The organism is Paenibacillus paludis, from assembly GCF_042610515.1.
Taxonomy (GTDB): domain Bacteria; phylum Bacillota; class Bacilli; order Paenibacillales; family Paenibacillaceae; genus Paenibacillus_AQ.
In genome coordinates, this window is sequence record NZ_JBGJZP010000018.1 from 60,576 (window position 1) to 86,564 (window position 25,989).

Consider the following 25,989-nt stretch of genomic DNA (forward strand, 5'->3'; position numbering starts at 1 on the left):
CTATTCGGAGAGAATGAATTTGACGATTACCATTCCGAAGAAAACAAGCGTCATAAATCCCGTCATTCCAAAAAAACCGGCCAATAAATCACCTAAATCGTTGCGGGGCTCCTCATTGAAGTGTTCCCGCGGGTCCCGGACCTTAGCATTGACATCCATAGCTTGCTCCTCCTTGCGGTTGCATGCCTGCACTTAAATAGGTTACAGTTATACATGTGAGAGAAGTCATTGACAATTAATGCGCTTTCCTCAAGTATACGAACTCAGCAGTGAGATGTAAAGATGAGTTTCTCTTACAAAAAATAGATTTTATACAATGTAATTGTCTAAAACATTTCCCAAAAGCACTGTATATATGTTATACTGTTGATGTGTCGGTAAATGGTAATTTGGTTATCATATTACATGAAACATTTTTATCCCGCTAACATTTCGGAGTGAATTCGCTCGAACTAGCGTACGCTATAGAAGCGGATATTGCTTCGCAAAACTTAAAGGAGGAACAATATCATGGCTATCGTGAACGTGTCTGACCAATCCTTCGTCGGCGAAGTGGAAGGTCAAGGTACTGTTGTAGTAGATTTCTGGGCACCTTGGTGCGGCCCTTGCAAAATGCTTGCCCCTATTCTGGAGGAATTGTCCACCGAGCTGGGAGACAGCGTTAAAATTGCTAAATTGAATGTAGATGAGAATCCGGAAACGGCTTCCCGTTTTGGAGTAATGAGCATTCCTACGCTGATTTTCTTCAAAGACGGCCAACCCGTGGATAAAGTTGTAGGACTGAACTCCAAGGATTCCCTTAAGAATATCGTAGCTAAACATCAATAATTTCATTTGATGCTGCTGTACTTGGGCCGTTTTCGGCCCAATCGCCAAAGCGCCTCCGGTTTATCCGGAGGCGCTTTGTGTGCTAAACTTACCTTATAAGCTGCAGCCAAGTCTAGGTGGGGGAGAAATCATGGACTATAACGATAATATCCGCAATAAGCTGGCACTGCTGCCCGACCTGCCCGGGTGCTATCTGATGAAGAATGAAGAAGGCACCATCATTTATGTGGGCAAGGCCAAAGTGCTGAAGAACCGCGTCCGCTCTTATTTTACAGGCAGCCATAATGGTAAAACCCAGCGGCTTGTCGCCAATATTGTTGATTTTGAATACATCGTGACCTCCAGCAATATGGAAGCGCTCATTCTGGAGTGTAACCTGATTAAGAAGCATATGCCGCGTTACAATGTGCTTTTGAAGGACGACAAGACGTTCCCGTATTTGAAAATAACGAATGAAGCTCATCCGCGGCTTGAGGTTACGCGCCGGGTGTTTAAAGATAAAGCGAAATATTTCGGACCCTATCCGAATGCTTACGCAGCCCATCAGACAAAAAAGCTGCTGGACCGGATGTATCCGCTGCGCAAATGCGGAGTAATGCCGAAAGAGGTCTGTCTCTATTATCATATGGGCCAGTGCCTGGCACCTTGCGAGAAGGAAGTGCCCAAATCCGCCTACGAGGAAATCACACAGAATATTGCCGCTTTTCTCGGGGGCGGCCATGAAGCGGTTAAGAAGGATTTGCAGCAAAAGATGCAGGAAGCCGCAGAGGAGCTGTACTTCGAGCGGGCCAAGGAATTACGTGACCAGATCATCCACATCGATGCCCTGATGGAGAAGCAGAAGATTAACACTGCGGATACCAAGGACCGCGACGTCTTCGGCTATGCTGTGGATAAAGGCTGGATGTGTGTGCAGATTCTGTACATGCGGCAGGGTAAAATGATTCAGCGCCATTCGTCTGCTTTTCCGTTCTACGGAGAGGCTTACAGTGACTTCATGTCTTATGTGACGCAGTATTACAGCGACAATCCGGCGTTGCCGCAGGAGATCCTGCTGCCGGATAAGCTGGAGGAAAGTACGGATAAACCGGCTCAGGCCACGGCTTCCGGCGACAGTGGGATGACCGGTGCGGGTGCGTTCACAGCGCTTGTTGCCGAGGCGGCCTCCGCTGATGAAGCTGCGGCGGAGACTGGTCAGGTAACGGCGCAGGATATGGCAGAGGATGCAGAAGAGCGTGAAGCCGCAGCGGCGGAAGCTGCTGCAGCCGGCACCGTGGATGCGGCCGGAGGGGCGGCAGCCTTGCAGGAATGGCTGAACGTCAAGGTACTTGTGCCGCAGCGCGGGCTCAAGAAGCAGATGGTCGGCATGGCCTGCCAGAACAGCCGTGTGGCGCTTGACGAGAAGTTCCGTCTCATTGAACGGGACGAGGAACGGACCTCTGGAGCGGCCCTCAGCCTCGGCCAGAGCCTGGGTCTGGAATCGCTCAGCCGGATAGAAGCCTTCGATAACTCGAATATTCAGGGAACCAATCCGGTGTCGGCGATGGTCGTATTCATTGACGGCAAGCCTGCCCGGAAGGAATACCGCAAATACAAGGTCCGCACGGTCCAGGGGCCGGATGACTATGAAACGATGCGCGAGGTGATCCGGCGGCGTTATGAGCGGGTGCTGAAGGAAGATCTGCCGCAGCCTGATCTGATTGTGGTCGACGGCGGGAAGGGGCAGATCTCCTCGGCCATCGACATCCTGCAGAACGAGCTCGGTCTTTACATTCCCGTCTGCGGTCTGGTCAAGGATGACAAGCACAAAACCGCCCAGCTGCTGATCGGCGACTCTGCCGAGCCGGTGCCGCTGGCGCGCGACAGCCAGGAATTCTATCTGCTGCAGCGTATCCAGGATGAAGTCCACCGCTTCGCGATCACCTTCCACCGCGAGCAGCGCGGCAAGTCGATGGTCACCTCGAAGCTGGACTCCATTCCGGGCATCGGTGATAAGCGGCGGAAGCTGCTGCTGAAGCATTTCGGCTCACTCAAGAAAATTAAGGAGGCCTCGATTGAGGATTTCCGCCCCCTCTCCATTGGCGAAAAGCTGGCGGGGCAGATTCTTGAGGCGCTGAAGGACGAGGAACCGTCCGTGTAGGCGTGCCGCTTCCATTGCAGCGGACTCCAGGCTGACCCCTACGGGTCGGCCTTTTTTTTTTTGAGGGTTCAGATAAGGGTTGTGTCTCGGGGAGAGCCGAGCAGCGGCGGGCATTTGCGCGCCATCTTTTTATCGAATAACGTCATGATTTGATGTATTATGTATTTAGTTGTTTTTTATAGAAATGAGGAGGGTTATCGTTTGTTTACAGTAAGAAGGGCCGGACTGTGTCCTAGTAAAAAAATCAGTCTCACATGGCTGCTTACGGGCCTGGTGACGCTGGTGGTTTTGCTAACCTCAAGCATTCTGCTGATTGGCTCTTACGAGTCCAAGAAACAATCTTTGATAGAGACGACACTCCAGCTGAATTACTCCAGCGCTGAACGAATGTCTAAGACGATGGATTCCTTATTCCTGTCCATGCGCAATAGCCTGAAATACAATGCTGGTGTACTCTCTGATTTTGATGCTATGACTCCGAAACAAGTGGATAATCATCTAGAACTGATGCGCAACAGCAGCAATTTCTTCAATTCCATCTCCTTAGTTGATGTCGACGGGGTGATCCGCAACGTAGTTCCTGCAAAAGTGGGAACGGCCGGCAAGCTTCTTACCTCCAAAGCCGGTCAGGAGGCTCTGGCGCTACAGAAACCATATCTCTCCTCCCCTTACCTAACCCCAAACACTAAGCGGTTAATCGTATTTATGAGTCAACCGGTTTTCAGCAGGAACGGAACATATCTCGGTATTTTGAGCGGGACGCTTTATCTGCAGGAGGACAATATCCTGTCTATGATTTATGGGAATAACAACGTGGACGAGTACGGTTCTTATTTTTATATTGTGGATTCCAAGGGGCAGCGGCTGTACCATCCAAACAAGCAGTTTATCGGGAGAGATATCAGCACCAACAAGGTTGTGCAGAAGCTCATGAAGGGAGAGCGCGGAAAAGAGCGAGTAATTAATACCATCGGCATTGAGGTGCTTGCGGGGTACTCCAGTGTTCCAGCCAATGGATGGGGGATTGCGGTCGTATCGCCGATTAGTATCATCCATCAAGAGCTGATGGGCCATCTCCGGATAATTATCGGGTATTCGTTCTTCCCGTTTCTTATGCTGCTGATGGGCTTTATTTTCATAGCATACAAGCTGGCCCGGCCGTTTGTGCATCTGGCAAATCTGGTGAGCAGGATAGGCAAGGAGAACATTGTAATTCCGGAAGTAAGGTCGCAATGGAGCCGTGAGGCAGAGTTGCTGACCGATGCCGTATTGCTTGCTGTAACGGATATTCAGAAACAGACGGATCAGCTTACTCAAGAGGCCGCGACGGATGCGCTGACGGGCTTAATGAACAGGAGGTCGCTTAAATATCAGCTGGATCATTGGATTGACTCCGGGCTGCCGTTTTCGCTCATTGTACTGGATGTAGACAGATTCAAACTCGTAAATGACACCTATGGCCATGTTACTGGTGACGAAGTACTGAAACACGTTGCCGGAATTATAGTATCCTCGCTTCGCCCAAGTGATGTCTGCTACCGCTACGGAGGTGAAGAGTTCGTCATTCTGCTGGCTGAAACAAGACCAGCGGAAGCTTTTAATGTAGCCGAAAGAGTCCGGCTGGCCCTTGAACAAAGCGTGGCTCCCATTCCAACACGGCTAACGGTCTCTCAAGGCGTAGCGCACTATCCTTTACATGCGTCAGAGCAAGAAGCGCTGCTGGAGATGGCGGATCAGGCGCTGTATCTGGCCAAGAAAGGGGGGAGAAACAGGACTGTGATTGCTGAGCCTAACGATTGAAGATTATAGTGAAATTTACCGGTTTGCGAAGATAAGGGGAATCCGGGAATCATGCAGAAATGTTATATATTATTAAATGTTGTCATAATCAATAGGGGTAGTTTCTAATTTGGGTGTTTACCATATTGGTTGCATTGGTGCTCTATGACCGCTTCTTTAAAAGGAGATAAAACGAGGTGTTCCGCAGGCTGATGGCAGCCAGTTGGAACACCTCATTTTATTATTGAAAGCTTAATTTAAGTTGCCAGCAGGCTGAAGCGATTCTTCGGGTTCCCGTGGTTTCGGCTGACCCGGCTTGTTCGGCGGGTTGAACCGGTACACGATGTAACCGACCACGAATGGCAGGATGAGTGTCACGATTCCGGCACCTATATTTACGCTCTCCTTCATGAAGATCAGCGTGGCTCCCATCAGAATGCTGTCGAACACGACATGGCTGAACATGACGGCGATAAAGCCGTAGCGCAGGAAAATATAGCTGAACAGCAGCCCGATCACTGTCAGCTCGATCGGACGCGAGCTGATCGGGTAAATCGGATACAGTGTATGGCCGAAAGCCCAAATGAGCGTCGTGATCAGCGAGGCGATGAAGGTGTTGCGGACGATTTTTTTGAGCATCCGGATGCCGAATAGGCGGTAGACGGCTTCCTCGGACAGGCCGGCAAGCCAAGCGACGATCGGCAGCAGCCAGGCATATCTCATATTGTAGGGAGATTGGCTGGCGTCCGTGGTGGACCAGTTATGCAGCGTGAGCGACAAGATGATGAACATAATTGTCTGCACACCAAGCAGGATAAAGGCCCAGATATAACCGGTGCGCATGCTGTCGAGCACATATTTGCCGTATCCCGGCTCCTTGGCGCGGGGCCAGGGATTCAGGCCTTCCTCCTTGCGCCATAAGCCGTTGCCTCCAACGAGCGAGAAGTAGAGCAGGGAGGACATCAGCAGGCTGTACAAGGCGTAAATGACAAACAAGATGGCAGAGGTTATCCGGGCTTCAGGGCTGTCACTGCCGGATTCCGGCAGCATATTGTAAGTGCTGACCATCATGATTACAAAATGGGCCAAACTTAAGAAGATGCCGCGCACAAAGGAAGTATGGCCTCTTCTCAGAATGCTGTAGATCAAGGCGAGAATGCCAAGAGCCAGTGTCGGCAGGCCGTAGCCAAAGCGCGTCAGCGTTTGGGCCAGCGAGGTCTGGTCCTCTACGTACGAAGTATGCCAGGAGGGAGCAGAAAATCCGGCCCGGAAGTAAGAAACCTCACCATCCTGGAAATTAAAGTTATAACGCAGCAGAGTTTCTCCGACTTTGACCGAATGGTCTGTATAGACAAGCCCGTATTCATTTGTGCCGGCTTCGATCTGCAGCTTGGCGGGATTTACTCCCCATCGCTTGAGCCACGGGCGGGCGAGCTCCTCCTTCTTATCCAGAGAAAGCGAGGAATCACTGTTTGCACGGGCAGCAGCCGGAGCGCTTCCATAACTGGATCCGTCCTCGGATTTGATGCTGGCACCGCGGGCAAAGGCCACAACCTCTCCAGTGTACATATTGAGATCAACGGTGAGCTGGGCGTCTTTTTCTCCGGATGCCTGAAGCACAGCATGATAGACGTCAAAGGGATAACGCTGATCCAGCTTGTTTTTGGAGTAGTCCTGCAGGAGCTTCTCCCGGGACATATATCCGTAGAAGTCCGAATCAGTCTGATAAACGACGGTCCAATGATCATTTACTGTCTCCGTATGGCCAAGCTGCTGGGCTGCGAATGCGGCGGCATGTGAACGGGCTTCGTTCTTGCTGATGACGGTGGTATCTTCTCCACTGGTACCCGAAAGGAGCTGGGGAGCTACCTGGAACATAATAAATACGATAAGACCCAGAATGCCCGATACGATAAGTTTGATGGAAAGAGGCCGCTGCTGTAAGGGCTGGCCGACGGAATTCATGAAACGCCTCCTTGTGATGAATTGATCCTGCTCTTTTCCTTAAGCTTCGTGCTTTTCTTATTATAGTATCACTTGGCGTGCAGTTACAGGAAATTTCCTGTTGTCCCTTTACGTTTACGTGAAGATTGCCAAGCTTATGCTTGTTTTGTTTGGGCTGCAGCCTTCTTCTGCGGAGTTAAGATGAGGTGATAATATTTGGCTCCCGCAAAAATACAGCATGCCGCAAGAGGCAGGCCAATGACCGCAATCCAGCCCAGCAGGCTCCAGTCCGGCATTAAGCCGCTGTGCATTTCCTTAGGGATCATAAATCTGTTGATCAGGACGCTATGCAGGGTGCCCAGCAGCACGATCGGAAGCAGAAGTAAAGATAGTGCCGATGATTTCATCAGATAGTATTCGGCCTGCATCAGGCCAAAGGTTATTGTCAGCGTAAGTGTATAAAGAAGAAATGAAAAGAGCAGCCATGTCAGGGCGTAAGACAGATTGTGCAGATCGATCTTGCCTGTAATGAAGCCTATAATACTCCCTGCAAAAGCGGAAAGCGCCAGAACAATGATGATCCGCATAACAGTAACCCATACAGCAGCAACTCCGGACAGCAGTACAGCCAACCGGCTCTGCGGGAAGCCGAGCAGCCAGGGCAGCTGTTTGCGTTCGATGCTGCTGCGGCTCACCATCCACAGGAAACCGAACAGAACGGGCAGCATAAACAGCAACCTTGCAACGGACTGGATAGCTAATCCGTCTGTTGATCCGTAATAACCGGCTGCAATGCTGAGCAGCGGCACTGCCAGCTTCAGGATGAGTATGTTTGGATGCTTTTCTATTCGGCGCACCCGGCTGGTATGGAGCCGGAACAGAGTAGTGAATGGCGCTTTGCGGATGGTGAATGTGTTTGTTTTGGCGTTCTTTCCCCATCTTGAATTTGCAGATGAGGGAAGAGCGGCTGATCGGAGTTCCCCCATTGTTCCCAGTCCGTTGCGGGCGATAAGCGGCATCAGGAAGTAACAGAAGGGCCATCCGATTAGAATCAGAGCAAGTGCATACATCAACACTGCACTCGGAGAGGCATATTCCACCCCTTTCAGACCAAGAGCGGATGAGCTTAGCAGGCTGGCATAAATAAGCGGCAGCAGCCACAGTAAATTATATGGAATAACCAGCAGCACAGCAGCTTTTCGTGCACGCATAAGCAGGGTGATTGCCAGCCCCCAGACTACTGCTAAAGGCAATGTGGCTATGATGAACAACGTATAGGCGGCAAGCATGTAGATCAGCTCCCCAGCCGGAAGCGGGGCATACCGGCCGGCAAGAGCGGAAAGGGCATAAACGGCAACTGCAGATGCCATTACCAATAAGGTGATGTTCAGGCTGTGCTTCAGCAGGCTGGCTACTTTGGCATAGAGCAGTGTAAGCCGGGAATGTGGAAAGGATAAAAACCATTCTCTGTGCTGTTGACCTTGGAATGCCAGGATGTGAAGCGTGGACAGGCCCAGCGTAACGGTCCATAGCAGCAGTGCTGCAAAGATAAACGGCGAACGCTGCGTTGCTCTGGTGGCGGGAAGATACATGCCGACAAGCACCATCACACAGAACAGCGATAAGCCAATCAGAATGCTTTTAGATTTCCCCTGTCTGGAAGGGCTGAAACGGCTGTACTCCAACTGAACAAGCGTCTTCAGCGCTGTCATGCGAACACTTCCCTGTAACGAGATTCTACCGATTTGCCGGACTGGCGGAGCAATTCGACGTCTTCGATGCTCTGGATTTGGCCTTCACCGATCAGGATCAACCGGTCAAACAGCAGCTCCATCTCGCGGATATCATGGGTTGCGATCAAGAAGGTACGGGCGCCGTCCGCCAGCTCACCCACGACCGCCGAAGCGATCCGTTCTCTGGAGATTAGATCCACTCCGGTGAACGGCTCGTCGAGTATAACCAGCGGTGCCTGGCGCGACAGACAGGTCAGTAGCTGCAGCCTGGCTTCCTCGCCACGGGACATCGCGGATATCTGCGATTCCGGTGAGACCGAAAGCTCACGGAGCAGTTCCTGTGCTTTCGCCTCATCCCAGTCCGGGTAGATGCCTCCGGCAAAGCCGAGCCACTCCCGGACGGTCAGCCAGCCGGGCAGATTGCTGCGGTCCGGGAGCATGGAAAGTTCGCCAAGGCACTGAACGCCTGCCGGTTTTCCGAATATGTGAGCCGAGCCGGAATCTGCTGCCGTAAGTCCGGATATGATGCGAAGCAGAGAGGATTTGCCTGCTCCGTTAGGCCCCAGAAGGCCCGTTAAGCTGCCTTGGGGAATTTGAAAGCTGATTCCGTCCAGTATTATTTTCTTCTTTACCTTGAGTTTTAAATTATTGCATTCTACTGCCGGAGCTTTTGCTGACAACCCGGCATCCTTATTATGATTCACTGGCATTTGAATCCTCCTTATCGAAATTCAACATTTGTTCAGCAGATATGCCGAGCGTCCCGGCAACAGCCTTGAACTCCCGGATTGCCTTGCGCATAATGGTTTTGCGCGCCTCACCGATGACGTCTTCCTCGCGGGTAACAAAAGTGCCTTGGCCGCGGTAGGTGACAATCAGCCCCATCCTCTCCAGCTCCTGATAGGTTCTGGCGGCGGTAGTCGGATTAACTCCCCGTCCGGCGGCCAGCTCTCTGACCGAGGGCAGGCGCGAGCCGGGGGGAATAAGGCCGCTAACAATCCGTCCCTGTATGGCTTCGACAAATTGCTCGTAAATCGGAAGCGAGGGGTTGATTTGGAATTGCTCCGGCAAAAGCTCAATAGATGGGTCCATTGGGTCCTCCCCTCATAAGTAAACGCTGAGTTATTGGTGTTATTGGTGTATGGATACATGCCATACACTTGATGAATGAAGTGTACCACTACACACCATACAATATCAAGAGGAAAATCTCACAGCCGTAAATCGCCTTTGTGAAGTTGGACAATAACGTATATAATTTGTATGTTTATTTCATGTGCAGAAGCGAATAGGAGAGGATGAGGAGTTTGGCTTCACCGTTTCCCAAAATTTCTGAATTCAGGTTCTTGAAGCTTTCCCCGCCTCAAATATTGGTGTTAGGCTTTGCAGGTGTCATTCTGATCGGCACCCTGCTTCTGATGCTGCCCATTTCAAGTGCATCGGGTCACTCGCTAAGGTTCATTGATGCACTGTTCACCGCAACGTCGGCCACCTGCGTGACCGGACTTGTGGTAGTAGACACGGGGACCTATTTCAGCGTTTTTGGACAAATTACCATACTGGTGCTGATTCAAATTGGCGGCCTCGGATTCATGACGATGGCGACCTTATTCGCACTCTTACTGAAACGCAAAATTTCGCTGCGCGACCGGCTTATTCTTCAGGAAGCCATGAATCAGAGCTCGATGGAGGGCATTGTCCGGCTGATCCGCAAGGTGCTGCTCTATTCACTGATTATTGAGGCGAGTTGTGCGGCCCTGCTAGCGCTGCGTTGGGCGGTGGATATGCCTTTTGGCCGTGCGTTGTATTATGGCATCTTTCATGCTGTCTCGATGTTCAACAATGCCGGGTTTGATATCTTTGGCGGCTACCGCAGCCTGACCGGATACGTCAATGATCCCACTGTGAATATTATCGTCATGTTCCTTATTGTTTCCGGCGGTATCGGGTTTATTGTCATGTCGGATCTGATGGATTACCGTAAGAGCCGCAGGCTGCTGCTGCACACCAAGGTTGTCCTGTCGATGACGGCGGCGCTGATTCTGATTGGAACAGTAGTCATTTTTGTTTTTGAGTTCACCAACTCACGCACGCTGGGTCCGCTGAACCTTGGCGGCAAACTTTGGGCCTCCTTCTTTCAATCGGTAACGCCGCGTACCGCCGGTGCCAATACGGTGGATATCGCCGGGTTGCGCCAGGCTTCGCAGTTTTTCATCGTAATTCTGATGTTTATCGGGGCTTCCCCGGGCTCGACTGGCGGCGGGATTAAGACAACAACGTTCACCCTGATGATCGGGGCGGTAGTTTCGATGCTGCGCGGACGTGATGATATTGTGCTGTTCCGCTACCGGTTGGCGCAGGAGCGTGTGTTCAAGGCGCTGACAATTACGCTGCTTGCTCTACTGCTGATTGTTTCCGTATCGATGGTGTTGTCCACCACGGAAGGACGCCCCTTCCTGATGATTCTGTTCGAAACGACCTCGGCCTTCGCCACTGTGGGCCTCAGCATGGGATTGACACCGGAATTAACGGAAGTCGGCAAGATTCTGATCTGCCTGACCATGTTCGCCGGAAGGCTGGGTCTGCTGACCCTGGCGTATGCGCTTGGCCCGAAACAGGGTAAAGCATTGTATAAGTATCCGGAAGGCAAAATGATAATTGGATAAGGGGTTAAACGAATTATGAAACCACAGCAGTTTGTCGTAATCGGTCTCGGCCGTTTTGGCTCAAGCCTTGCGCTTGAACTGATGGCCATGGGCTATGAGGTGCTTGGGATTGACCATCAGGAGGACAGGGTTGAAGAGATGAGCGGCCGGCTGACTCATGCTGTAATGGCGGATGCTACAGATGAAGGAATTATGCGTTCGCTGGGGGTGCGTAATTTTGACTGCGGTATTGTGGCAATTGGAGATAACATGGAGCGCAGCATACTGGCGGCGATCCTGCTCAAGGAGCTTGGTGTAAAGCAGGTGGTTGGCAAGGCGATAACAATTCTTCACGGGCGGGCGTTGTCCAAGCTGGGGGTCGACCGGGTTATTTTCCCCGAGCGGGATATGGGTGTTCGTGTGGCGCATCAGCTGGTGACGCCCAATCTTCTGGACTATATCGAAATCTCCAAGGATTATAAAATTGTCGAGCTGACCGTGCCTTCCTGCATGAACGGCAAAAGCCTCTCGGAGCTGAACACCCGGGCCAGATACGGCTGCAGCATCATTGCCCTGAACCGTGAGGACGGGATCATCGTCGCTCCTACCGCGCATGATCATGTGAATGAGGGTGATATTATGGTGGTCATTGGCTCCAATCAGAGTATTGAAGAGTTCGAGGACGGAGCTGTAAATGCGGATTAGTGCTATATGCCCGTCTGCGTAGAATTTTAAAAGGAATATAAAAACGCCCGGATGCGTATCCGGGCGTTTTTGCTATTGTGGAAGCGAGGCAATGGTAGTGAATATCTGTGAATAGGCATCTTTAATATTGGCTGGATTGACTTGGTCATTGTACAGCCCGTACCCCCAGAACTGCGCTTTATCCCCAGACTGATAATAGCCTGAAGCATACATGTCTGGTGACAAATCCGGCACTTCTTCATAGGACAGATCCTCAATCACAAAAGGTACATATGATTTCTTGGATTCGATGAAGAAAAACGGGATGCCCGCTTTTTGATATACCTTAGCATATTTGCTATCCGCAGCGTCGGATAAATAATCCTTTTGAATAAAAACGGCATCCACAGTTTCTAACAGCAGTATCTAATCTACATTCGGATGTCAGTACGGCGGTAAACCAGCCAGCCGGTCACCGCGAACAGCGCAGTGATAACCCACATAAGAACGGAGGTTCCAGGCTGGAATGTCTCCGAAGGAAGCGGTAACAGTGCTGATACATCCATGAATTGCAGAGAAGGCAGCAGGAGGGAGATCAACTCAATCAATCCAAAATATATAATGGCCGAGAAGATCCCGATGACTAATTTGAATCTGTAAAAACAGGAGCCAATCAGGAAGGTGGCCATTGAGATTTCGAGTAAGGTTAGTGTGAACATGTACCAAGAGAGCAATAAAGGCCGGTCCACTTCAACCGGGAGTCCTATGGAAGGCAGAACTGCCCGGCCAATCAGATACAGGATGCTCTCCGCCAGCGCAGCCGAAATGCAGAAACCCAGGAGGGCCAGCAGCGTGCTGACATAGAAATTGCGGCGCGTCACACTGAAGCTGCTCATTAGCGGGAAGGTGATAGCTACCGTAACAATCATGCTAACGATGGAGAAGATGGTAATGATATTCCGGTTGACGCTGAAAATGTTATCCGCTGATCCAGCATCCATGGAAGGCAGGAACTTAAGCAGCAGCACCATGGCGATGTCGACAAGAACAAGTACGCTCAGCAGAATCAAGGATCCTCTGCGGTAATCTTTCAGTTGGAATTTAATTAAACTCCGGGTGCTCATAAATTTCCGCCTCCTTGATTGTTCTCTGCATCGCGCAGTGTCAGATATACGAACAGCTTTTGCAGCGGAACCGGAGACAGCTCTACGCCCTGATCCTGCAGCATTTTGCGTTCGGAAGGGTCTGACAGATCTTCCAAGGTGAGCAGGAGTTTGCCGCCCAGGCGTTCGCTGTGCAGCACTCGCACGTCCTTCAACAACGCCTCCAGTACCGTGGCAGGCCCAGAAGCATAGGCAGCATTGGCGGCAAAATCCTCCACAGGGCCTTGGAAGGCGATGCGGCCTTTTTTGATGTAAGTCATTCGTTCAAACAGGTTCTCCGCTTCCTCGATCAGGTGTGTAGTTACTACAAAAGTACGGGGGAATTTGCCGTAATCCTCAAGCAATGTCCGGTAAAAAATTTCACGCATCGAGGCGTCAAGGCCGATTACCGGCTCATCCAGCAGCGTCAGCGGAGCCCGGCTGGCCAGGCCCTTGATGATTCCCGCCATTGATTGACCACCGCGCGACAGCTGCTGGTAATTCTTTTTGTTGTCCAGCTGAAACTTGCGCATCAGTTTCTCGGCCAGTTCGCCATCCCAATTCGGATAAAAAAATGAGGCATAGTTGAAGATGTCCTTTAGGTTGTAGCTATCCCAGGAACGTTCATAGGTCTTGACCAGGCAAATACTGCTGAGGGCAGCGGCATTCTCATGCACGGGAGCACCGCCGTAGGTAATTTGTCCGCTGTCAGGGAACCTTTGGCCGGCTATAAGTGACAGCAGGGTGCTTTTGCCGCTGCCATTGGCTCCGATCAGTCCATGAATCACCTGCGGTTCAAGCGTAAGAGAGACATCATGCACGCCTTGGCCTCCGCGGAATACCTTGCTGACCTGATTCAGCTCAAGCTCTGCCTCGGGCAGTGCTGCCTTCGCCTCAATCGTCTTCCTGGTGATCATCATCGGTTCTCATCCCCCTTGCGGATCATTTCGGACAGTTGCTCGGCCGTAATGCCGAGCTTGCCGGCTTCACGGATCATAGCCACCACATACTGCTCATAAAACTGCTGTCTGCGCTTATCTGTCAAGTCCGCACGCGCACCTGCTGCCACAAACATCCCAATTCCCCTCTTCTTGTACAATATTCCTTGCTCCACGAGCAGATTCACGCCTTTGGCCGCTGTCGCCGGATTGATGCCATAAAACGAAGCGAACTGATTCGTGGAAGGCACCTGAGATTCTTCCGGTATGGTTCCATCTATGATGTCATTTTCTATTCGCTCTGCGATCTGTACGAATATTGGCCGGGTGTCATCCATTTGAAATCCCAATGCTTCACCACCTAACTGGTTAATTACTCATGTAACTAACCTTAGGGGAAAATAGGTCCAGTGTCAAGGGGTGTCCGGCTATAGCATCGATCAATTTTCCTAATTTGTTTGAAAATTTTTCCTATACATATATTTAAAATGTGTTTTTTATAATGATAAAATAACAATAGCCGGGTTATCTGTTTTAAATTAAAATGTAAGCGGTAACAGTGAATGCTGCTGCTGCTGCTGGTGCTGGTGTGAATACCGGATTTGTCATGGAGTACATCCAGGGGAAGTATTGTTCAATCTACGTATCTACAGAAATCATAAGGGGAGCAAAAATGAAAAAAACACCGATGCTGCTGCAGCTGGCATTGATTCTATTCTGCGTCATGGCCATTCCGACAGCCATCCTGACGTGGTACAGCGGGGCACAGCTTTTACAGAACTCAGAGGAGGCCATCGGAGAATCCACACTCGCCGGGCTGAATGCCAACCGCAAGCTGAACGAGAGCGCGCTCGCTAACCTGGCGCAGGATACGGCACGTTCGGCTGCAACTAACGTTTTTGACCGCATTCGCAATTTCGAGACGTTCGAAGAACTCAACTCCAATTACAATAACGTGAGCAGCGCGCTGACAGTGATGAAGGAGTTGATGAATTTGAACCGCCGGGTAGATGGGACGGAATCCTCCTACTTCTACTTGAATGATTCAGATTATGTTATTTCTACTGACAACGGGATCACGAAGCTGGAGCGGTATGAGTCGATCAGCTGGACAACAGAAGCCCTTGAGGGGCGGAGAGGAATCAGCGGCGTATGGGTTCCCCGCAAGCTGGACTCGGGCGTCAATGTTGTATCGTACGTGTATCCGCTCAATCGTCTGTCTTCTACCACGCACGGATTAATCATCGTTAACATAAGCGAGAGCCAGATCGGTAAATATTTGCATGAAACAGAAGTCGGAGACAGCAACCACCTGCTTCTGGCATCGGACGGCACAATAATATCATACAAGGACAAGTCGAAGCTGCTCACTGACGGTTATGAGCTGCCCTTTATTCGGGATATGCTGACTCAGGAACCAAGTGAAGGTTATACATTCCGTGAGCTTGATGGCAAACGGATGGTTTACGCCTGGAGCCGCTCTTCATTGTCCGGATGGTGGAATGTAAGCTGGAGTTCTATGGATGAGCTGATGACCAAATCACGTGATATGCAGGGGAATATCATTTTGCTTACGGGTGCTATTATATTGCTGGGCACAGTTATGGCTGTCGTTCTCGCGACTTGGCTGTCCAGACCGGTGAGGCAGCTGGTGCGGACGATACGCTCCAAAAGCGATTTGGGTGTGGTGAATAAGAATGAGCTTGCCTTCCTGGATATGGCGTTCAAACGAATGCAGGAGGAAGAGGATAGTCTGTTCCAGCTGCTGCAGGAGCGTGAGCAGGATATCCGCAGTCTCGCTGTTCACCGTCTTTTGCGCGGAGAGATTCCGCCCCGGATCACGGAGGTTTTTCCGGAAGCCTGTTACAGAATCGCCGTTGTCTCCATCGACCAGTATAGAGTATATGTGGGCAATACCAATGTGGAGACACGCAGCTACCACCGGTATCTGCTTAATACGAAGTACGAAAGCTTCTTTCCAGAGGGAATTCTGGCCCGTTCTGTCTATCATAACGACGGCTGTATTGTGATTGTGCTGAACTTTGCTCCCGGTGAGGATGAGCGGAGCAGCGGCCTGATTCATCAGGCGCTGGAAAAGGTCGGGGATCAGTCGCTTGCGCTGCTGGAGCATTCGGTCACGATCGGATTAAGTAATTTGGCTGATGCACCCGAAATGGTTGCCCAGCGGTTGTTTGAAGCGATGGAATTGATTAAGCAGCGGATGATTAATGGTGCCGGCAGCATCATGTACTGGGAGGATGAGGGGGAGAACAGCCGTAAATATATCGACTTCGACTGCAGTGAGCGACGGATTCTCAATTTCCTGGACGCCGGCAACCTGGACGGGATCTTCAAAGAGCTTCAGAGCATCCGCTGTCAGATCAGCTCGGAAGAGAATATTTCCTATGATAATATCATGTTCATTTATCACCAGCTGATAGGTGCGACCATCAAGCATCTTCGTGAAAATCATATCGGTACCGGAAGAATGATTATGGGCAAAGGCAACATATACACCGTTCTGGCTGCGATGGATACGCTTGATGAGCTTGAGGAGTATTTGCATGAAATTTTCCGTGAAATTGTACAGAGTCTGGAGCGCAGCACGGGTGAAACCAATCATGGAGAACGGATCATTCATTATTTGAAGGAAAATTACCGTGAAGAAATTGTATTTGAGGATATGGCTAAACAAATCGGCATCAGCTACTCTTATATGCGCAAGATCGTGTATGAGCTAACCGGAAACAGCATGATTGATTATCTTAATCAGCTGCGTATCGAGAAAGCCAAGGAACTGCTGCTGGATACCGACCTGACGATCAAGCAGATTGCAGCAGAGGTTGGCTATCATAATGTCCAGAGCTTCAACCGGTTTTTCCGCAAGTACGAAGGCATGCCGCCGAGCAGCTACAAGTCGGCCAAGAGCAAGAGCTCCTAGGAGCCTGCTCCTGGCCAGTAGCCAGCGGCTTTTTTTTGTTAATGAAAGCGTTTTATTTTTGGGAATACCTATCATAATTGATCATCAGGATGCTGCAGATGCCGCTAAAACCGCGGCCCGATCAAATTTGATGGGGATCATCAATACTCATGATTTTCAAAACCAGACAAAGGGGATAGCATTGAACTCGGGCTGGTGAACACAACCGGCAAGGAGATAATTTGGTGGAGGAGGTGAAAGTTTGAAAGTTGCAAGCGCTTCAAAAACAAATGAAACCGCCTTATTAAGAAACAAACAGGGACTCGGGTATTTCTTACAGCGTGACTGGCAGCTCTATTTACTATTATTAATTCCATTATCTTTTGTAATCGTATTCAAATACCTGCCGATGACAGGACTTGTGCTCGCTTTTAAAGACTACAAGATTGCAAGAGGGGTTTGGGGCAGTGAATGGGTTGGTTTTGAAGTATTCCGGGATATTTTCTCCAAACCAGACTTCACCCGTGCTGTCCGCAATACACTGATGCTCAATATTCTTGATCTCGTATTCAGCTTCACGATGCCGATCGTACTGGCTCTGCTGCTGAATGAAGTCAAAAGCGTAAGGTTCAAACGCGTAAACCAAACCATGCTGTACTTGCCGCATTTCCTGTCCTGGGTCATTATCGGGGCGATCGCTTATCAGCTGCTTAGTCAAGGAAACGGTGTCGTCAATAATTTGATTGAGCTTATGGGCGGTAATCGTGTTCCGTTCCTCCAGGAAGATACGCATTGGCTGATCAGCTACCTGGCAATCGGTGTGTGGTCGAGCATGGGGTGGGGGACCATCATCTATTTGGCGGCCATTAGCGGGATTAACCCGGAGATGTATGAAGCAGCTACCGTTGATGGAGCAGGACGCTGGAGAAAGGTATGGAATATCACAGTTCCTTCCATCCGTGCAACCATTGTAACCTTGCTGATCATGAACCTGGGGAAGATAATGGAGGGCTCGTTCGAGCGTATATTCGTTCTGCAGAACAAGGCCACCACAGAGTACACAACGACCATACCGGTTCTGGTGTACCGTTGGGGGATCGAAAGCGGCAATTTCAGCCGGGCGACAGCGATAGGACTCTTCCAGTCCGTCATCGGTATTCTTCTTGTAATAACGGCTGACCGCGTGGCTAAGAAGCTCGGCGAGGATGGAATATTATAGAAAGGAGAGAAACCATGAGAGCATTAACCGGCAACCCTGCCGCATCACGTAAAGGGCGTTTGGACATCTGGGAATTGCTGATCCGCCTCGTTCTGATCATTGCTTCGCTAGCGTGTTTGTTGCCGTTTCTTCATGTTGTGTCGAAATCCCTGAGCTCTGACTCCTTTGTTATTGCAAATAAGGTTTTTCTGTGGCCGCAGGGCTTCACCATAGAAGCGTACAAGAAAATCTTCGCGGATGCCAGTATACTCCGTTCACTGTACATCTCAGTTATAGTGACAGTGCTGTTCACCATACTGGGGATGGTTCTGACCATCTGCGCCGCGTACCCGCTGTCCAGATCTCAGCTGAAGGGCCGTAGAGTAATCACCTTCATCTTTTTGTTCACGATGTACTTTAGTGGAGGTATCATCCCGGACTATATGAACATTAACAATCTGGGACTGATGGATACGATATGGTCACTGATTTTACCGTTGTCGTTCAGCGCCTTCAATCTGCTGATTATGAAGACTTCTCTAACGAGCGGTATTCCCGTAAGTCTGGAAGAATCTGCACGGATCGACGGCGCCGGGCATTTTCGGATCCTGCTCAGCATTGTTATCCCGTTGTCCAAACCGATTATCGCGACACTCTCTCTCTTCTACGCGGTTGGACGCTGGAATGTTTACCAGGATGCATTGTTCTATATCAAGCATGAGATCTCACTCCGGCCTCTGCAGCTCAAGCTGTATTATCTGGTCATTCAGGCCAGTGAAAGCTTCCAATTGGAAGCCACTCAGGTATCTCTTAGTAATCCGGAAGTCTTAAAAGCATCAGTCGTTGTATTTGCAACCCTGCCCATTCTTTGCGTCTATCCCTTTGTTCAGAAATACTTCGTTCAGGGCGTTATGCTCGGAGCAGTCAAAGAGTAATCTTGTGTTCCAGAATAGTAATTCTACAGTCCGAAATTTAAAATTGGGGGAATTGCGATGAACAAAAAAAGAGTTGTTTCGTTAATGATGGCATCTGTCATGACAGCCGGTATGCTGGCCGGGTGCTCCGGGGGGAATAACAATAATCAGAGTGCTGAGCCTAACAGTCCTGCTGAGACGGCGGCAGCCAATAATCAGAGCGAAGGAAGCTATCCTGATTATACGAAGGGTTTTGAGAAGAAGGTTAGTCTGGATATCCCGGTTTATGAGCGGGCGTTCGAGGGCTGGAATGTAACCGACAACTATTATACCCGCTGGGTTCAAGCGGAATTCGGCGACAAATACAATATCGAAGTCAATTACGTGCCGATTACCCGTAACAGCGAAGTGACCGATTACGAGCAGCTTCTGGCGTCACATAAGGCCCCTGATATTATTTTTCACTATGATATGCCACAGGCACTTACCTATTACGGCGAGGATGTTATGCAGCCGCTGGACTATGCTGAAATCGAGAATTATGCACCGACATATTGGAAAAGTATGGGCGAAACGATCAAGCAATATGGTGTTGTAGACGATAAGAATACCTTCTTCTTCGCCGCACGTCCCGAAGCTGACAATTTCACATCCATCATCCGCAAAGACTGGGTGGAGAAGGTTGGCATGAAGGTGGAAGATTTGACTTCTCTTGAGAAGTACAATGAGATGCTGTTGAAATGGAAAGAAGCCGGACTGGGAGTGACTGGCGGCAGCTTGCTTCAAAACAATTTCAACTACAACTACGCCTTCCGCGATTGGCCCGTCGATCCGAAATACCGCGCGCTTTATTCAGATCTGAGCGTTGCTGATTTGACCAGCGCCGACACTGAGCGTTTCTTGCGTAATATGAACTATCAGTACAATAACGGCCTTATCGATAAGGAATTCTATCTGCGTAACGATGATAATAAGATTAAATCCGAATTCGTTGCCGGAAAAACAGGAAACTACGGATTCTATCTCACGAACAATACAGACGTCTTTGCTGCTACCCTGGCGAACAACCCGGATGCCGAATTTGCTGTAGTGCCGCCTTTTGCAGGTGTTCCTGAGGGGCTCAAGCCTCAAGGACGCGCTTACTGGCCGTTTGGCTTCATCATGGGTATCAACTATGAAACCTCGCCTGAGGAGCGCGCTGCAGTCTGGATGTATCTGGAATGGCTCAGCCAGCCGGAAAATCTGTTCAAGTTCCAGAACGGTGTTGAAGGCGAAAACTATACGCTTGATGCAGACGGTATCGCTGTAAAAAAAGCAGATTATAAGGGCGAATCCGTCCTGGCACAGAACAATAACAAGGACTACTGGGGCCTCGTGACTGAAATCGCGCAATATCCGGAAGCTGACAAGACCCTCAAAGCGAATCTCCGCAACTGGGCACCGGCCGGCTACGAGAATCTCGCCGATGATATGGTGAAATACTACAACGAGGTTGCGGAATTCCGCACACCGGATGCCATGTTCACCGTTGTGCTTGAGAAGGTAAATGAGTATAAAGCCGATCTGAACTCACTCTTTCAGGATCTGTATGTGAAGTGTGCGCTTGCTCCGGAAGCTGAATTCGATGCGACCTATGAAGCAGCTAAGGAGACTTACCTGAAGGCAGGCTACCAGGAACTTCTCGACGAGAAGCAAGAGGCGATCGACGCAGGCAAGTTCCGTTAATTCCAGTATCTGCGGGCCTGTATTCAAACTGAATTACAAGCTGGCGCTCAATATAGCAGAATAACTGCCCGTGTAAGCGCAAATACCCGGCAGGCCGATCCATAGCAATATGGGGGCTTGCCGGGCATTTGCTCGTTATTCGTGTCCAGGCAGGAATACTTCCTCCGTAACCTGCACGAGGCAGCGTGCCGCGGTGCTCAGGCTGCCGCTTCCCTGATAGATCAGACAGGTAGTCCGCTGGGTCTGCTCCAGTTCCTTAATATGGAGAGAGACCAGCCCGCCTCCGTTCAGCAGCTCCGGACGGAGGTACGACTTCGGCAGCAGCGCTGCTGCCTTAATCGTCGGCAGCAGCCGGACGATCGCTTCGAAGGAGTCGATCTCCATGCGCACATCCGGCTCAACGGCGCAGCGCTGGAACAGCTCATCGGTCATGCGGCGGTACCAGGTGCCCTTGGAGAAGAGAATCATCGGCAGCCGCGCGAGATGGTCCATTGTCAGCTTCGCCGGCAGGGTCAGCGGATGATGACTGGAGACGACCAGCCGCAGCTGGTCCTCGAACAGCGGGATGCAGCGCAGCCCCGGCTCCTGTATGGAGGAGGCGATAATGCCGACATCACATTTGCCTTCGCTGACCGATGAGACGATTTCATGTGTTTTTCCGGTAATCAGCTTCAGCTCGGCTGCCGGGTATTTCTCCGTGTAGGCGTTCACAAGCGGCGGCAGTGTGGTCTGCAGTGTCGTCAGACTGGCGCCAAGTGTCACGAACTGCGGCTCACCCTCCCTGAATTTGGACAATGCCTCCAGAAATTTGGACCGTTGCTGACGCTGCTCCAGCGCATAAGTATAGGTGAGACGGCCAACCTCGGTCAGCTCCAGCCGTTTGCCGAACCGGTTGAACAGGGCGACGCCCAGCCGTTCCTCCAGTTTGGAGATTTTGCGGGAGAGAGCGGGCTGGGACAGATTTAGCTGGCGTGAAGCCCGGTTAAGGCTGGAATGCTCCACAACTGCAGCAAAAATATCCAAATCGTCGAACATAACAGAGGTCTCCTTTCATCCAACTTGTAGTAATGCTGATAACTTTATATCAGTGTCCCTGTAGTGAAAGTGATAAAAGGCATAGCCGCGACGGATGTCTCTTCTTGAAAAAGGTTGAAGGACCGGCGAAATCTTTGGAATCACTGTTCTAAATGAGAATTATTATCATATTAAAAATATTCTTATGCAATTATTGTATAACGTTTAATAATTAGATTGCAATTCCCTTATAAGAGAAAAAAGAGTAACATGAAAAGTGACACAAGATATTCACATATTGTGAATAATAAAGCAAAGTCCGGGAAAGCAATGGATAGTGGTGAAAATAGAGATTCAGGTGATGGTTTTAAACCTTAGTTCCCCTGTTTCAACTGTACTCCCGGCGGTGTATGCTCATTAATGAAAACGCTGTTTTTTATTCGGAAAGGGGACACTTTGCATGAGAGGATTTTATTCCAGAAAGATTCATTCCTTGCTCGGCATTATCCCGCTTGGGGGCTTTTTCCTTGAGCACATGCTGACGAATTTTGCGGCAGTGGAGGGTGGCGCTTCCGGCTTCACAGACAGTGTGCTATGGCTCAACAGCCTGCCGCTAGTCTTCTTCCTGGAATTGTTCGGCATATGGCTGCCGCTGCTGTACCACGGGGTTTATGGGCTCTACATCGCCTATCAGTCCAAGCCGAACCTGAACCGGTACAATCTGGAAAGAAACTGGCGGTATACGCTGCAGCGTGTAAGCGGAGTCATCACTTTCGTGTTCATCGTCTGGCATGTGTTCGAGACCCGATTCCAGGTGGCGCTCGGGAATGTGGAGCATGAGGAACTTGGCAGTGTAATGCATGACATCGTTACCCAGCCGCTTCTTCTAGCCGTATATGTAATTGGGATTCTGGCGGCCTGCTTCCACTTTTCCAATGGGCTATGGTCATTCCTGATCAGCTGGGGGATTACCGTGGGGCCGCGTTCACAAAGAGTGTCCTCTGTTCTTTGTCTCGGACTTTTCGTCCTTGTCAGCTTCATGTTCCTGCTGTCGCTGGTCACTTTCCGTGACAGTGAATTCCAAGCTACAGCCTCCGCGCTGCAATCCCTGCGGACTTTTATTTAAAAAAGGAATAGTTGGCATATACTCCAGTGTGGAGCGGCTGCCATTTATGCAAATATCCACAAGGCTGATTTACAGCTGACATAATTACATGTTTGACAGCCTATGCTTCCGAGGCCGGTTTGTACGAAGCTTCTCAGGAAGTGTATGCTCACAAAACTAAAGCATATGCTTCCGAAGCCAGTTTTGTACGAGGCGGATACTCGGAAGTCTATGCTCACAAAACTTTAGGAGTGAACAATCATGGCATCAGCCGATATCATTATCGTGGGCGGCGGGCTGGCCGGCCTGATGGCTACCATCAAGGCGGCGGAATCCGGCGCACATGTGCATTTGTTCTCACTGGTTCCAGTCAAAAGATCGCACTCGGTCTGTGCGCAGGGCGGCATCAACGGCGCTGTTAATACGAAGGGCGAGGGGGACTCGCCCTGGGAGCATTTTGATGACACCGTCTACGGCGGTGACTTCCTGGCGAATCAGCCGCCGGTTAAGGCGATGTGTGAAGCCGCACCGGGCATCATCCATCTGATGGACCGGATGGGTGTAATGTTCAACCGTACCCCGGAGGGGCTGCTCGATTTCCGCCGGTTTGGCGGAACGAAACGGCACCGTACTGCTTTTGCCGGGGCGACAACCGGCCAGCAATTGCTGTATGCGCTGGATGAACAGGTTCGCCGCTGGGAAGCGGAAGGCCTGGTGACTAAGAGCGAGAACTGGGAATTCCTTTCCGTCGTCCTTGATGATGAGCGCGTCTGCCGCGGCATCAGCGCCCAGAACCTGAAGACGATGGAGATCCAGACCTTCCCTGCGGACGCGGTCATTCTGGCCAGCGGCGGTCCGGGAATTATTTTCGGCAAAACAACCAACTCCGTGATCAACACAGGGACGGCTGCCAGTGCTGTATATCAACAGGGTGTGCATTATGCCAACGGAGAATTCATCCAGATTCACCCGACCGCAATCCCCGGCGACGACAAGCTGCGGCTGATGTCTGAATCGGCACGCGGCGAAGGCGGACGTATCTGGACCTATAAGGACGGCAAGCCGTGGTACTTCCTGGAAGAGAAATACCCGTCTTACGGAAATCTGGTGCCGCGCGATATCGCAACCCGCGAAATCTTTAATGTCTGTGTGGACCAGGGGCTCGGGATCAACGGCGAGAACATGGTGTATCTGGATCTCTCCCACAAGGATCCTAAGGAGCTTGACGTCAAGCTGGGCGGCATTATTGAGATTTATGAGAAATTCATGGGCGATGATCCCCGTAAAATACCGATGAAAATCTTCCCAGCCGTGCATTACTCCATGGGCGGCATGTGGGTCGATTACAATCAGATGACCAACATTCCCGGCCTGTTCGCGGCAGGGGAATGCGAATACCAATACCACGGTGCGAACCGGCTCGGCGCGAACTCGCTGGTCTCGGCGATTTATGGCGGCATGGTCTCGGGACCGAAGGCCGTTGAATATATTAAAGGCCTGAAGAAATCGGTGCAGGACATTTCTTCCACCGTGTTCGACAGCTTCCACAAGAAGCAGACTGACAAATACGAGTCCCTGCTGGCGATGTCCGGCACGGAGAACGCCTATGTGATTCATAAGGAACTGGGCGAATGGATGACCGCAAATATGACCGTTGTGCGTGACAACGTTAAGCTGGAAGCGACTATCGGCAAAATTAAAGAGCTTAAGGAGCGTTACCGCAACATCAACATGAATGATACTTCCCGCTGGAACAACCAGGGTGTGGCCTTCACCCGCCAGCTTTGGAACATGCTGGAGCTGTCTGAGGCGATGACACTCGGGGCGCTGCTGCGGAACGAAAGCCGCGGCGCGCACTACAAGCCGGAATTTCCGACACGCAACGACGAGGAGTTCCTGAAGACGACTAAAGCGACATGGAGCGCGGATGGCCCGCAAATCTCTTATGAAGAAGTAGATGTGTCGCTGATTCCTCCGCGGGTACGGGATTATTCGAAGGACTAACCGCTTAATGGTGTCACTTGAATGAGCCCTGAACCTATGGGGAATATGGGATGAATGCATAATGTACATCAGAATACTCCCAAGCAGGCTTCAAAAGGTAATCGGAAATATAGCGGTTATGCACGAAGAAATACGTTGAAGTAATGCTCACCAAACTTTTAGGAGGTAACTGATATGGCGGAAACTGCTGCAGCTCCCAAAAACGTAAAGTTTATAATTACCCGCCAGGACGAGCCGGAGAGCTCACCGTATGTCGAGGAATTTGAGCTGGCCTACCGTCCGGGGATGAACGTGATCAGCGCTTTGATGGAAATCCAGCGTAATCCGGTTAACGCCAAGGGTGACGGTACGGTTCCGGTATGCTGGGATTCCAACTGTCTGGAGGAAGTGTGCGGTGCATGCTCCATGGTGATAAACGGCAAACCGCGCCAGGCCTGTGCGGCGCTGATCGACAATCTGGAGCAGCCGGTGCGCATCGAGCCGATGAAGACGTTCCCTGTGGTACGTGATCTCGTGATCGACCGCAGCCGGATGTTTAATGCACTCAAACGCGTCAAGGCTTGGATCCCGATTGACGGAACCTATGACTTGGGTCCTGGACCGCGGATGGCGGAGAAGAAACGCCAGTGGGCCTACGAATTGTCCAAATGCATGACCTGCGGCGTCTGCCTGGAGGCTTGCCCCAATGTCAATGAGAAGACCAATTTCATCGGGCCGGCAGCCATTTCCCAGGTACGTCTGTTCAACGCCCATCCTACGGGCGAGATGAACGCCGATGACCGTCTGGATGCGTTGATGGAAGACGGCGGCATCGACGGCTGCGGCAACTCGCAGAACTGTGTGCGGGCCTGCCCGAAAGGCATCCCGCTTACAACCTCCATCGCGGAGATCAACAAGCAGACTACCAAGCATATGTTCAAGCGTTGGCTGGGTGTGTAAATTGTAAATTCACTCTTTTCCCCCTCCTTTTTTGATTTACTGCTATCTATCTTTACTGAGCCACTTTCGCGGTGCTATTTGCCGCAGGGAGTGGCTTTTTCGCATTCAGTGGCTACATATCCTGCTGAAGCTCCAGAAGGAATCGGGAGAACGGGTGAGTGTTATTACTTCCGCATTCAGGGGCACAAGCACTTAAGGTTTGCCTGTTTCTTTTGGCGGTATAAATGGGTACATTTTTAGACAGTCCCTTCTTAACGAGCAGAAGGTGTATGAATAGCCAAACTCAAACAAATATAGATGGATATGTTATAATCTCCTTAGTTGAGCCAACATCAGG

The 25,989-nt window shown here is 50.7% G+C and carries 22 protein-coding genes; 12 read left to right on the plus strand and 10 right to left on the minus strand.

Annotated features, from left to right (window positions below; all coding sequences use genetic code 11):
• Entirely contained in the window at positions 1 to 159 is a 159-nt protein-coding gene (locus ACAN56_RS26660; RefSeq protein WP_144024388.1) for a YqzM family protein, read from the minus strand.
• 351 nt (positions 160 to 510) lie between these two features.
• Here ACAN56_RS26660 and trxA point away from each other — a divergent pair, with 351 nt between their 5' ends.
• From trxA to ACAN56_RS26675, 3 genes are all read left to right on the plus strand, one after another.
• Positions 511 to 828 carry a thioredoxin gene (gene trxA, locus ACAN56_RS26665; RefSeq protein WP_038596102.1) on the plus strand — a complete coding sequence of 106 codons (318 nt, stop codon included), beginning with the start codon at positions 511 to 513 and terminating at the stop codon, positions 826 to 828.
• A gap of 130 nt (positions 829 to 958) precedes the next feature.
• Positions 959 to 2,968, plus strand: a complete 2,010-nt coding sequence (uvrC, locus tag ACAN56_RS26670; protein WP_379146594.1) for an excinuclease ABC subunit UvrC — start codon at positions 959 to 961, stop codon at positions 2,966 to 2,968.
• A gap of 201 nt (positions 2,969 to 3,169) precedes the next feature.
• Entirely contained in the window at positions 3,170 to 4,768 is a 1,599-nt protein-coding gene (locus ACAN56_RS26675) for a sensor domain-containing diguanylate cyclase (protein ID WP_052092293.1), read from the plus strand.
• A gap of 231 nt (positions 4,769 to 4,999) precedes the next feature.
• Here the strand turns inward: ACAN56_RS26675 and ACAN56_RS26680 are convergent, their stop codons facing one another.
• The 4 genes from ACAN56_RS26680 to ACAN56_RS26695 all read right to left on the minus strand — a co-directional run bounded on the left by ACAN56_RS26680 (position 5,000) and on the right by ACAN56_RS26695 (position 9,516).
• Positions 5,000 to 6,712 carry a CPBP family intramembrane glutamic endopeptidase gene (locus ACAN56_RS26680; protein ID WP_379146598.1) on the minus strand — a complete coding sequence of 571 codons (1,713 nt, stop codon included), beginning with the start codon at positions 6,710 to 6,712 and terminating at the stop codon, positions 5,000 to 5,002.
• A 134-nt stretch (positions 6,713 to 6,846) separates the two neighbouring features.
• Positions 6,847 to 8,403, minus strand: coding sequence for a hypothetical protein (locus ACAN56_RS26685; protein ID WP_076112510.1), 1,557 nt, complete (start codon positions 8,401 to 8,403; stop codon positions 6,847 to 6,849).
• A complete protein-coding gene (locus ACAN56_RS26690; protein WP_076112509.1) occupies positions 8,400 to 9,134 on the minus strand; it encodes an ATP-binding cassette domain-containing protein in 735 nt (244 codons plus the stop codon). Before ACAN56_RS26690 ends, ACAN56_RS26685 begins: the two co-directional genes overlap by 4 nt.
• Positions 9,118 to 9,516: a GntR family transcriptional regulator gene (locus ACAN56_RS26695; protein WP_038596091.1), complete on the minus strand. Its 399-nt coding sequence runs from the start codon at positions 9,514 to 9,516 to the stop codon at positions 9,118 to 9,120. The genes ACAN56_RS26690 and ACAN56_RS26695 overlap by 17 nt, the downstream gene beginning before the upstream one ends.
• A 206-nt stretch (positions 9,517 to 9,722) precedes the next feature.
• On the opposite strand from ACAN56_RS26695, the gene ACAN56_RS26700 reads away from it, so the two are divergent.
• Positions 9,723 to 11,090, plus strand: coding sequence for a TrkH family potassium uptake protein (locus ACAN56_RS26700; protein WP_076112508.1), 1,368 nt, complete (start codon positions 9,723 to 9,725; stop codon positions 11,088 to 11,090).
• A 15-nt stretch (positions 11,091 to 11,105) separates the two neighbouring features.
• Entirely contained in the window at positions 11,106 to 11,774 is a 669-nt protein-coding gene (locus ACAN56_RS26705) for a potassium channel family protein (RefSeq protein WP_340896726.1), read from the plus strand.
• Between the two features lie 72 nt (positions 11,775 to 11,846).
• On the opposite strand, the gene ACAN56_RS26710 is transcribed toward ACAN56_RS26705, so the two are convergent.
• The 4 genes from ACAN56_RS26710 to ACAN56_RS26725 are packed head-to-tail and all read right to left on the minus strand — an operon-like array spanning position 11,847 to position 14,171.
• Complete coding sequence (locus tag ACAN56_RS26710) at positions 11,847 to 12,161, minus strand: hypothetical protein (RefSeq protein ID WP_052092290.1); 315 nt, start codon at positions 12,159 to 12,161, stop codon at positions 11,847 to 11,849.
• 23 nt (positions 12,162 to 12,184) lie between these two features.
• Positions 12,185 to 12,877: a hypothetical protein gene (locus ACAN56_RS26715; protein WP_038596087.1), complete on the minus strand. Its 693-nt coding sequence runs from the start codon at positions 12,875 to 12,877 to the stop codon at positions 12,185 to 12,187.
• Positions 12,874 to 13,815 carry an ATP-binding cassette domain-containing protein gene (locus ACAN56_RS26720; RefSeq protein ID WP_340896730.1) on the minus strand — a complete coding sequence of 314 codons (942 nt, stop codon included), beginning with the start codon at positions 13,813 to 13,815 and terminating at the stop codon, positions 12,874 to 12,876. Before ACAN56_RS26720 ends, ACAN56_RS26715 begins: the two co-directional genes overlap by 4 nt.
• Positions 13,812 to 14,171: a GntR family transcriptional regulator gene (locus ACAN56_RS26725; RefSeq protein ID WP_179091801.1), complete on the minus strand. Its 360-nt coding sequence runs from the start codon at positions 14,169 to 14,171 to the stop codon at positions 13,812 to 13,814. The genes ACAN56_RS26720 and ACAN56_RS26725 overlap by 4 nt, the downstream gene beginning before the upstream one ends.
• Before the next feature lie 335 nt (positions 14,172 to 14,506).
• Here ACAN56_RS26725 and ACAN56_RS26730 point away from each other — a divergent pair, with 335 nt between their 5' ends.
• The 4 genes from ACAN56_RS26730 to ACAN56_RS26745 all read left to right on the plus strand — a co-directional run bounded on the left by ACAN56_RS26730 (position 14,507) and on the right by ACAN56_RS26745 (position 20,590).
• Positions 14,507 to 16,774: a helix-turn-helix domain-containing protein gene (locus ACAN56_RS26730; RefSeq protein WP_379146606.1), complete on the plus strand. Its 2,268-nt coding sequence runs from the start codon at positions 14,507 to 14,509 to the stop codon at positions 16,772 to 16,774.
• Between the two features lie 241 nt (positions 16,775 to 17,015).
• On the plus strand, positions 17,016 to 17,972 hold the full coding sequence (locus tag ACAN56_RS26735) for an ABC transporter permease (RefSeq protein WP_340896732.1): 957 nt from the start codon (positions 17,016 to 17,018) through the stop codon (positions 17,970 to 17,972).
• Between the two features lie 14 nt (positions 17,973 to 17,986).
• Positions 17,987 to 18,886, plus strand: a complete 900-nt coding sequence (locus ACAN56_RS26740; protein ID WP_052092288.1) for a carbohydrate ABC transporter permease — start codon at positions 17,987 to 17,989, stop codon at positions 18,884 to 18,886.
• A gap of 57 nt (positions 18,887 to 18,943) precedes the next feature.
• Entirely contained in the window at positions 18,944 to 20,590 is a 1,647-nt protein-coding gene (locus ACAN56_RS26745) for a type 2 periplasmic-binding domain-containing protein (RefSeq protein WP_379146608.1), read from the plus strand.
• Between the two features lie 135 nt (positions 20,591 to 20,725).
• Here the strand turns inward: ACAN56_RS26745 and ACAN56_RS26750 are convergent, their stop codons facing one another.
• Positions 20,726 to 21,625, minus strand: coding sequence for a LysR family transcriptional regulator (locus ACAN56_RS26750; protein WP_038596078.1), 900 nt, complete (start codon positions 21,623 to 21,625; stop codon positions 20,726 to 20,728).
• Between the two features lie 439 nt (positions 21,626 to 22,064).
• Between ACAN56_RS26750 and ACAN56_RS26755 the strand changes: the two genes are divergently transcribed.
• The 3 genes from ACAN56_RS26755 (at position 22,065) to sdhB (ending at position 25,652) form a co-directional block, all read left to right on the plus strand.
• On the plus strand, positions 22,065 to 22,730 hold the full coding sequence (locus ACAN56_RS26755; RefSeq protein WP_379146611.1) for a succinate dehydrogenase cytochrome b558 subunit: 666 nt from the start codon (positions 22,065 to 22,067) through the stop codon (positions 22,728 to 22,730).
• 240 nt (positions 22,731 to 22,970) lie between these two features.
• Positions 22,971 to 24,713, plus strand: coding sequence for a succinate dehydrogenase flavoprotein subunit (gene sdhA / locus ACAN56_RS26760; RefSeq protein WP_342437096.1), 1,743 nt, complete (start codon positions 22,971 to 22,973; stop codon positions 24,711 to 24,713).
• Between the two features lie 174 nt (positions 24,714 to 24,887).
• Positions 24,888 to 25,652, plus strand: coding sequence for a succinate dehydrogenase iron-sulfur subunit (sdhB, locus tag ACAN56_RS26765; RefSeq protein WP_038596073.1), 765 nt, complete (start codon positions 24,888 to 24,890; stop codon positions 25,650 to 25,652).
• The last annotated feature ends 337 nt before the right edge of the window (positions 25,653 to 25,989 follow it).

What these genes read in the sequence shown, in the direction of transcription:
- ACAN56_RS26660 (WP_144024388.1), bottom strand. Translation starts at nt 159, where the DNA reads ATGGATGTCAATGCTAAGGTCCGGGACCCGCGGGAACACTTCAATGAG.
- trxA (WP_038596102.1), top strand. Translation starts at nt 511, where the DNA reads ATGGCTATCGTGAACGTGTCTGACCAATCCTTCGTCGGCGAAGTGGAA.
- uvrC (WP_379146594.1), top strand. Translation starts at nt 959, where the DNA reads ATGGACTATAACGATAATATCCGCAATAAGCTGGCACTGCTGCCCGAC.
- ACAN56_RS26680 (WP_379146598.1), bottom strand. Translation starts at nt 6,712, where the DNA reads ATGAATTCCGTCGGCCAGCCCTTACAGCAGCGGCCTCTTTCCATCAAA.
- ACAN56_RS26685 (WP_076112510.1), bottom strand. Translation starts at nt 8,403, where the DNA reads ATGACAGCGCTGAAGACGCTTGTTCAGTTGGAGTACAGCCGTTTCAGC.
- ACAN56_RS26690 (WP_076112509.1), bottom strand. Translation starts at nt 9,134, where the DNA reads ATGCCAGTGAATCATAATAAGGATGCCGGGTTGTCAGCAAAAGCTCCG.
- ACAN56_RS26695 (WP_038596091.1), bottom strand. Translation starts at nt 9,516, where the DNA reads ATGGACCCATCTATTGAGCTTTTGCCGGAGCAATTCCAAATCAACCCC.
- ACAN56_RS26700 (WP_076112508.1), top strand. Translation starts at nt 9,723, where the DNA reads ATGAGGAGTTTGGCTTCACCGTTTCCCAAAATTTCTGAATTCAGGTTC.
- ACAN56_RS26705 (WP_340896726.1), top strand. Translation starts at nt 11,106, where the DNA reads ATGAAACCACAGCAGTTTGTCGTAATCGGTCTCGGCCGTTTTGGCTCA.
- ACAN56_RS26715 (WP_038596087.1), bottom strand. Translation starts at nt 12,877, where the DNA reads ATGAGCACCCGGAGTTTAATTAAATTCCAACTGAAAGATTACCGCAGA.
- ACAN56_RS26720 (WP_340896730.1), bottom strand. Translation starts at nt 13,815, where the DNA reads ATGATGATCACCAGGAAGACGATTGAGGCGAAGGCAGCACTGCCCGAG.
- ACAN56_RS26725 (WP_179091801.1), bottom strand. Translation starts at nt 14,171, where the DNA reads ATGGATGACACCCGGCCAATATTCGTACAGATCGCAGAGCGAATAGAA.
- ACAN56_RS26730 (WP_379146606.1), top strand. Translation starts at nt 14,507, where the DNA reads ATGAAAAAAACACCGATGCTGCTGCAGCTGGCATTGATTCTATTCTGC.
- ACAN56_RS26740 (WP_052092288.1), top strand. Translation starts at nt 17,987, where the DNA reads ATGAGAGCATTAACCGGCAACCCTGCCGCATCACGTAAAGGGCGTTTG.
- ACAN56_RS26745 (WP_379146608.1), top strand. Translation starts at nt 18,944, where the DNA reads ATGAACAAAAAAAGAGTTGTTTCGTTAATGATGGCATCTGTCATGACA.
- ACAN56_RS26750 (WP_038596078.1), bottom strand. Translation starts at nt 21,625, where the DNA reads ATGTTCGACGATTTGGATATTTTTGCTGCAGTTGTGGAGCATTCCAGC.
- ACAN56_RS26755 (WP_379146611.1), top strand. Translation starts at nt 22,065, where the DNA reads ATGAGAGGATTTTATTCCAGAAAGATTCATTCCTTGCTCGGCATTATC.
- sdhA (WP_342437096.1), top strand. Translation starts at nt 22,971, where the DNA reads ATGGCATCAGCCGATATCATTATCGTGGGCGGCGGGCTGGCCGGCCTG.
- sdhB (WP_038596073.1), top strand. Translation starts at nt 24,888, where the DNA reads ATGGCGGAAACTGCTGCAGCTCCCAAAAACGTAAAGTTTATAATTACC.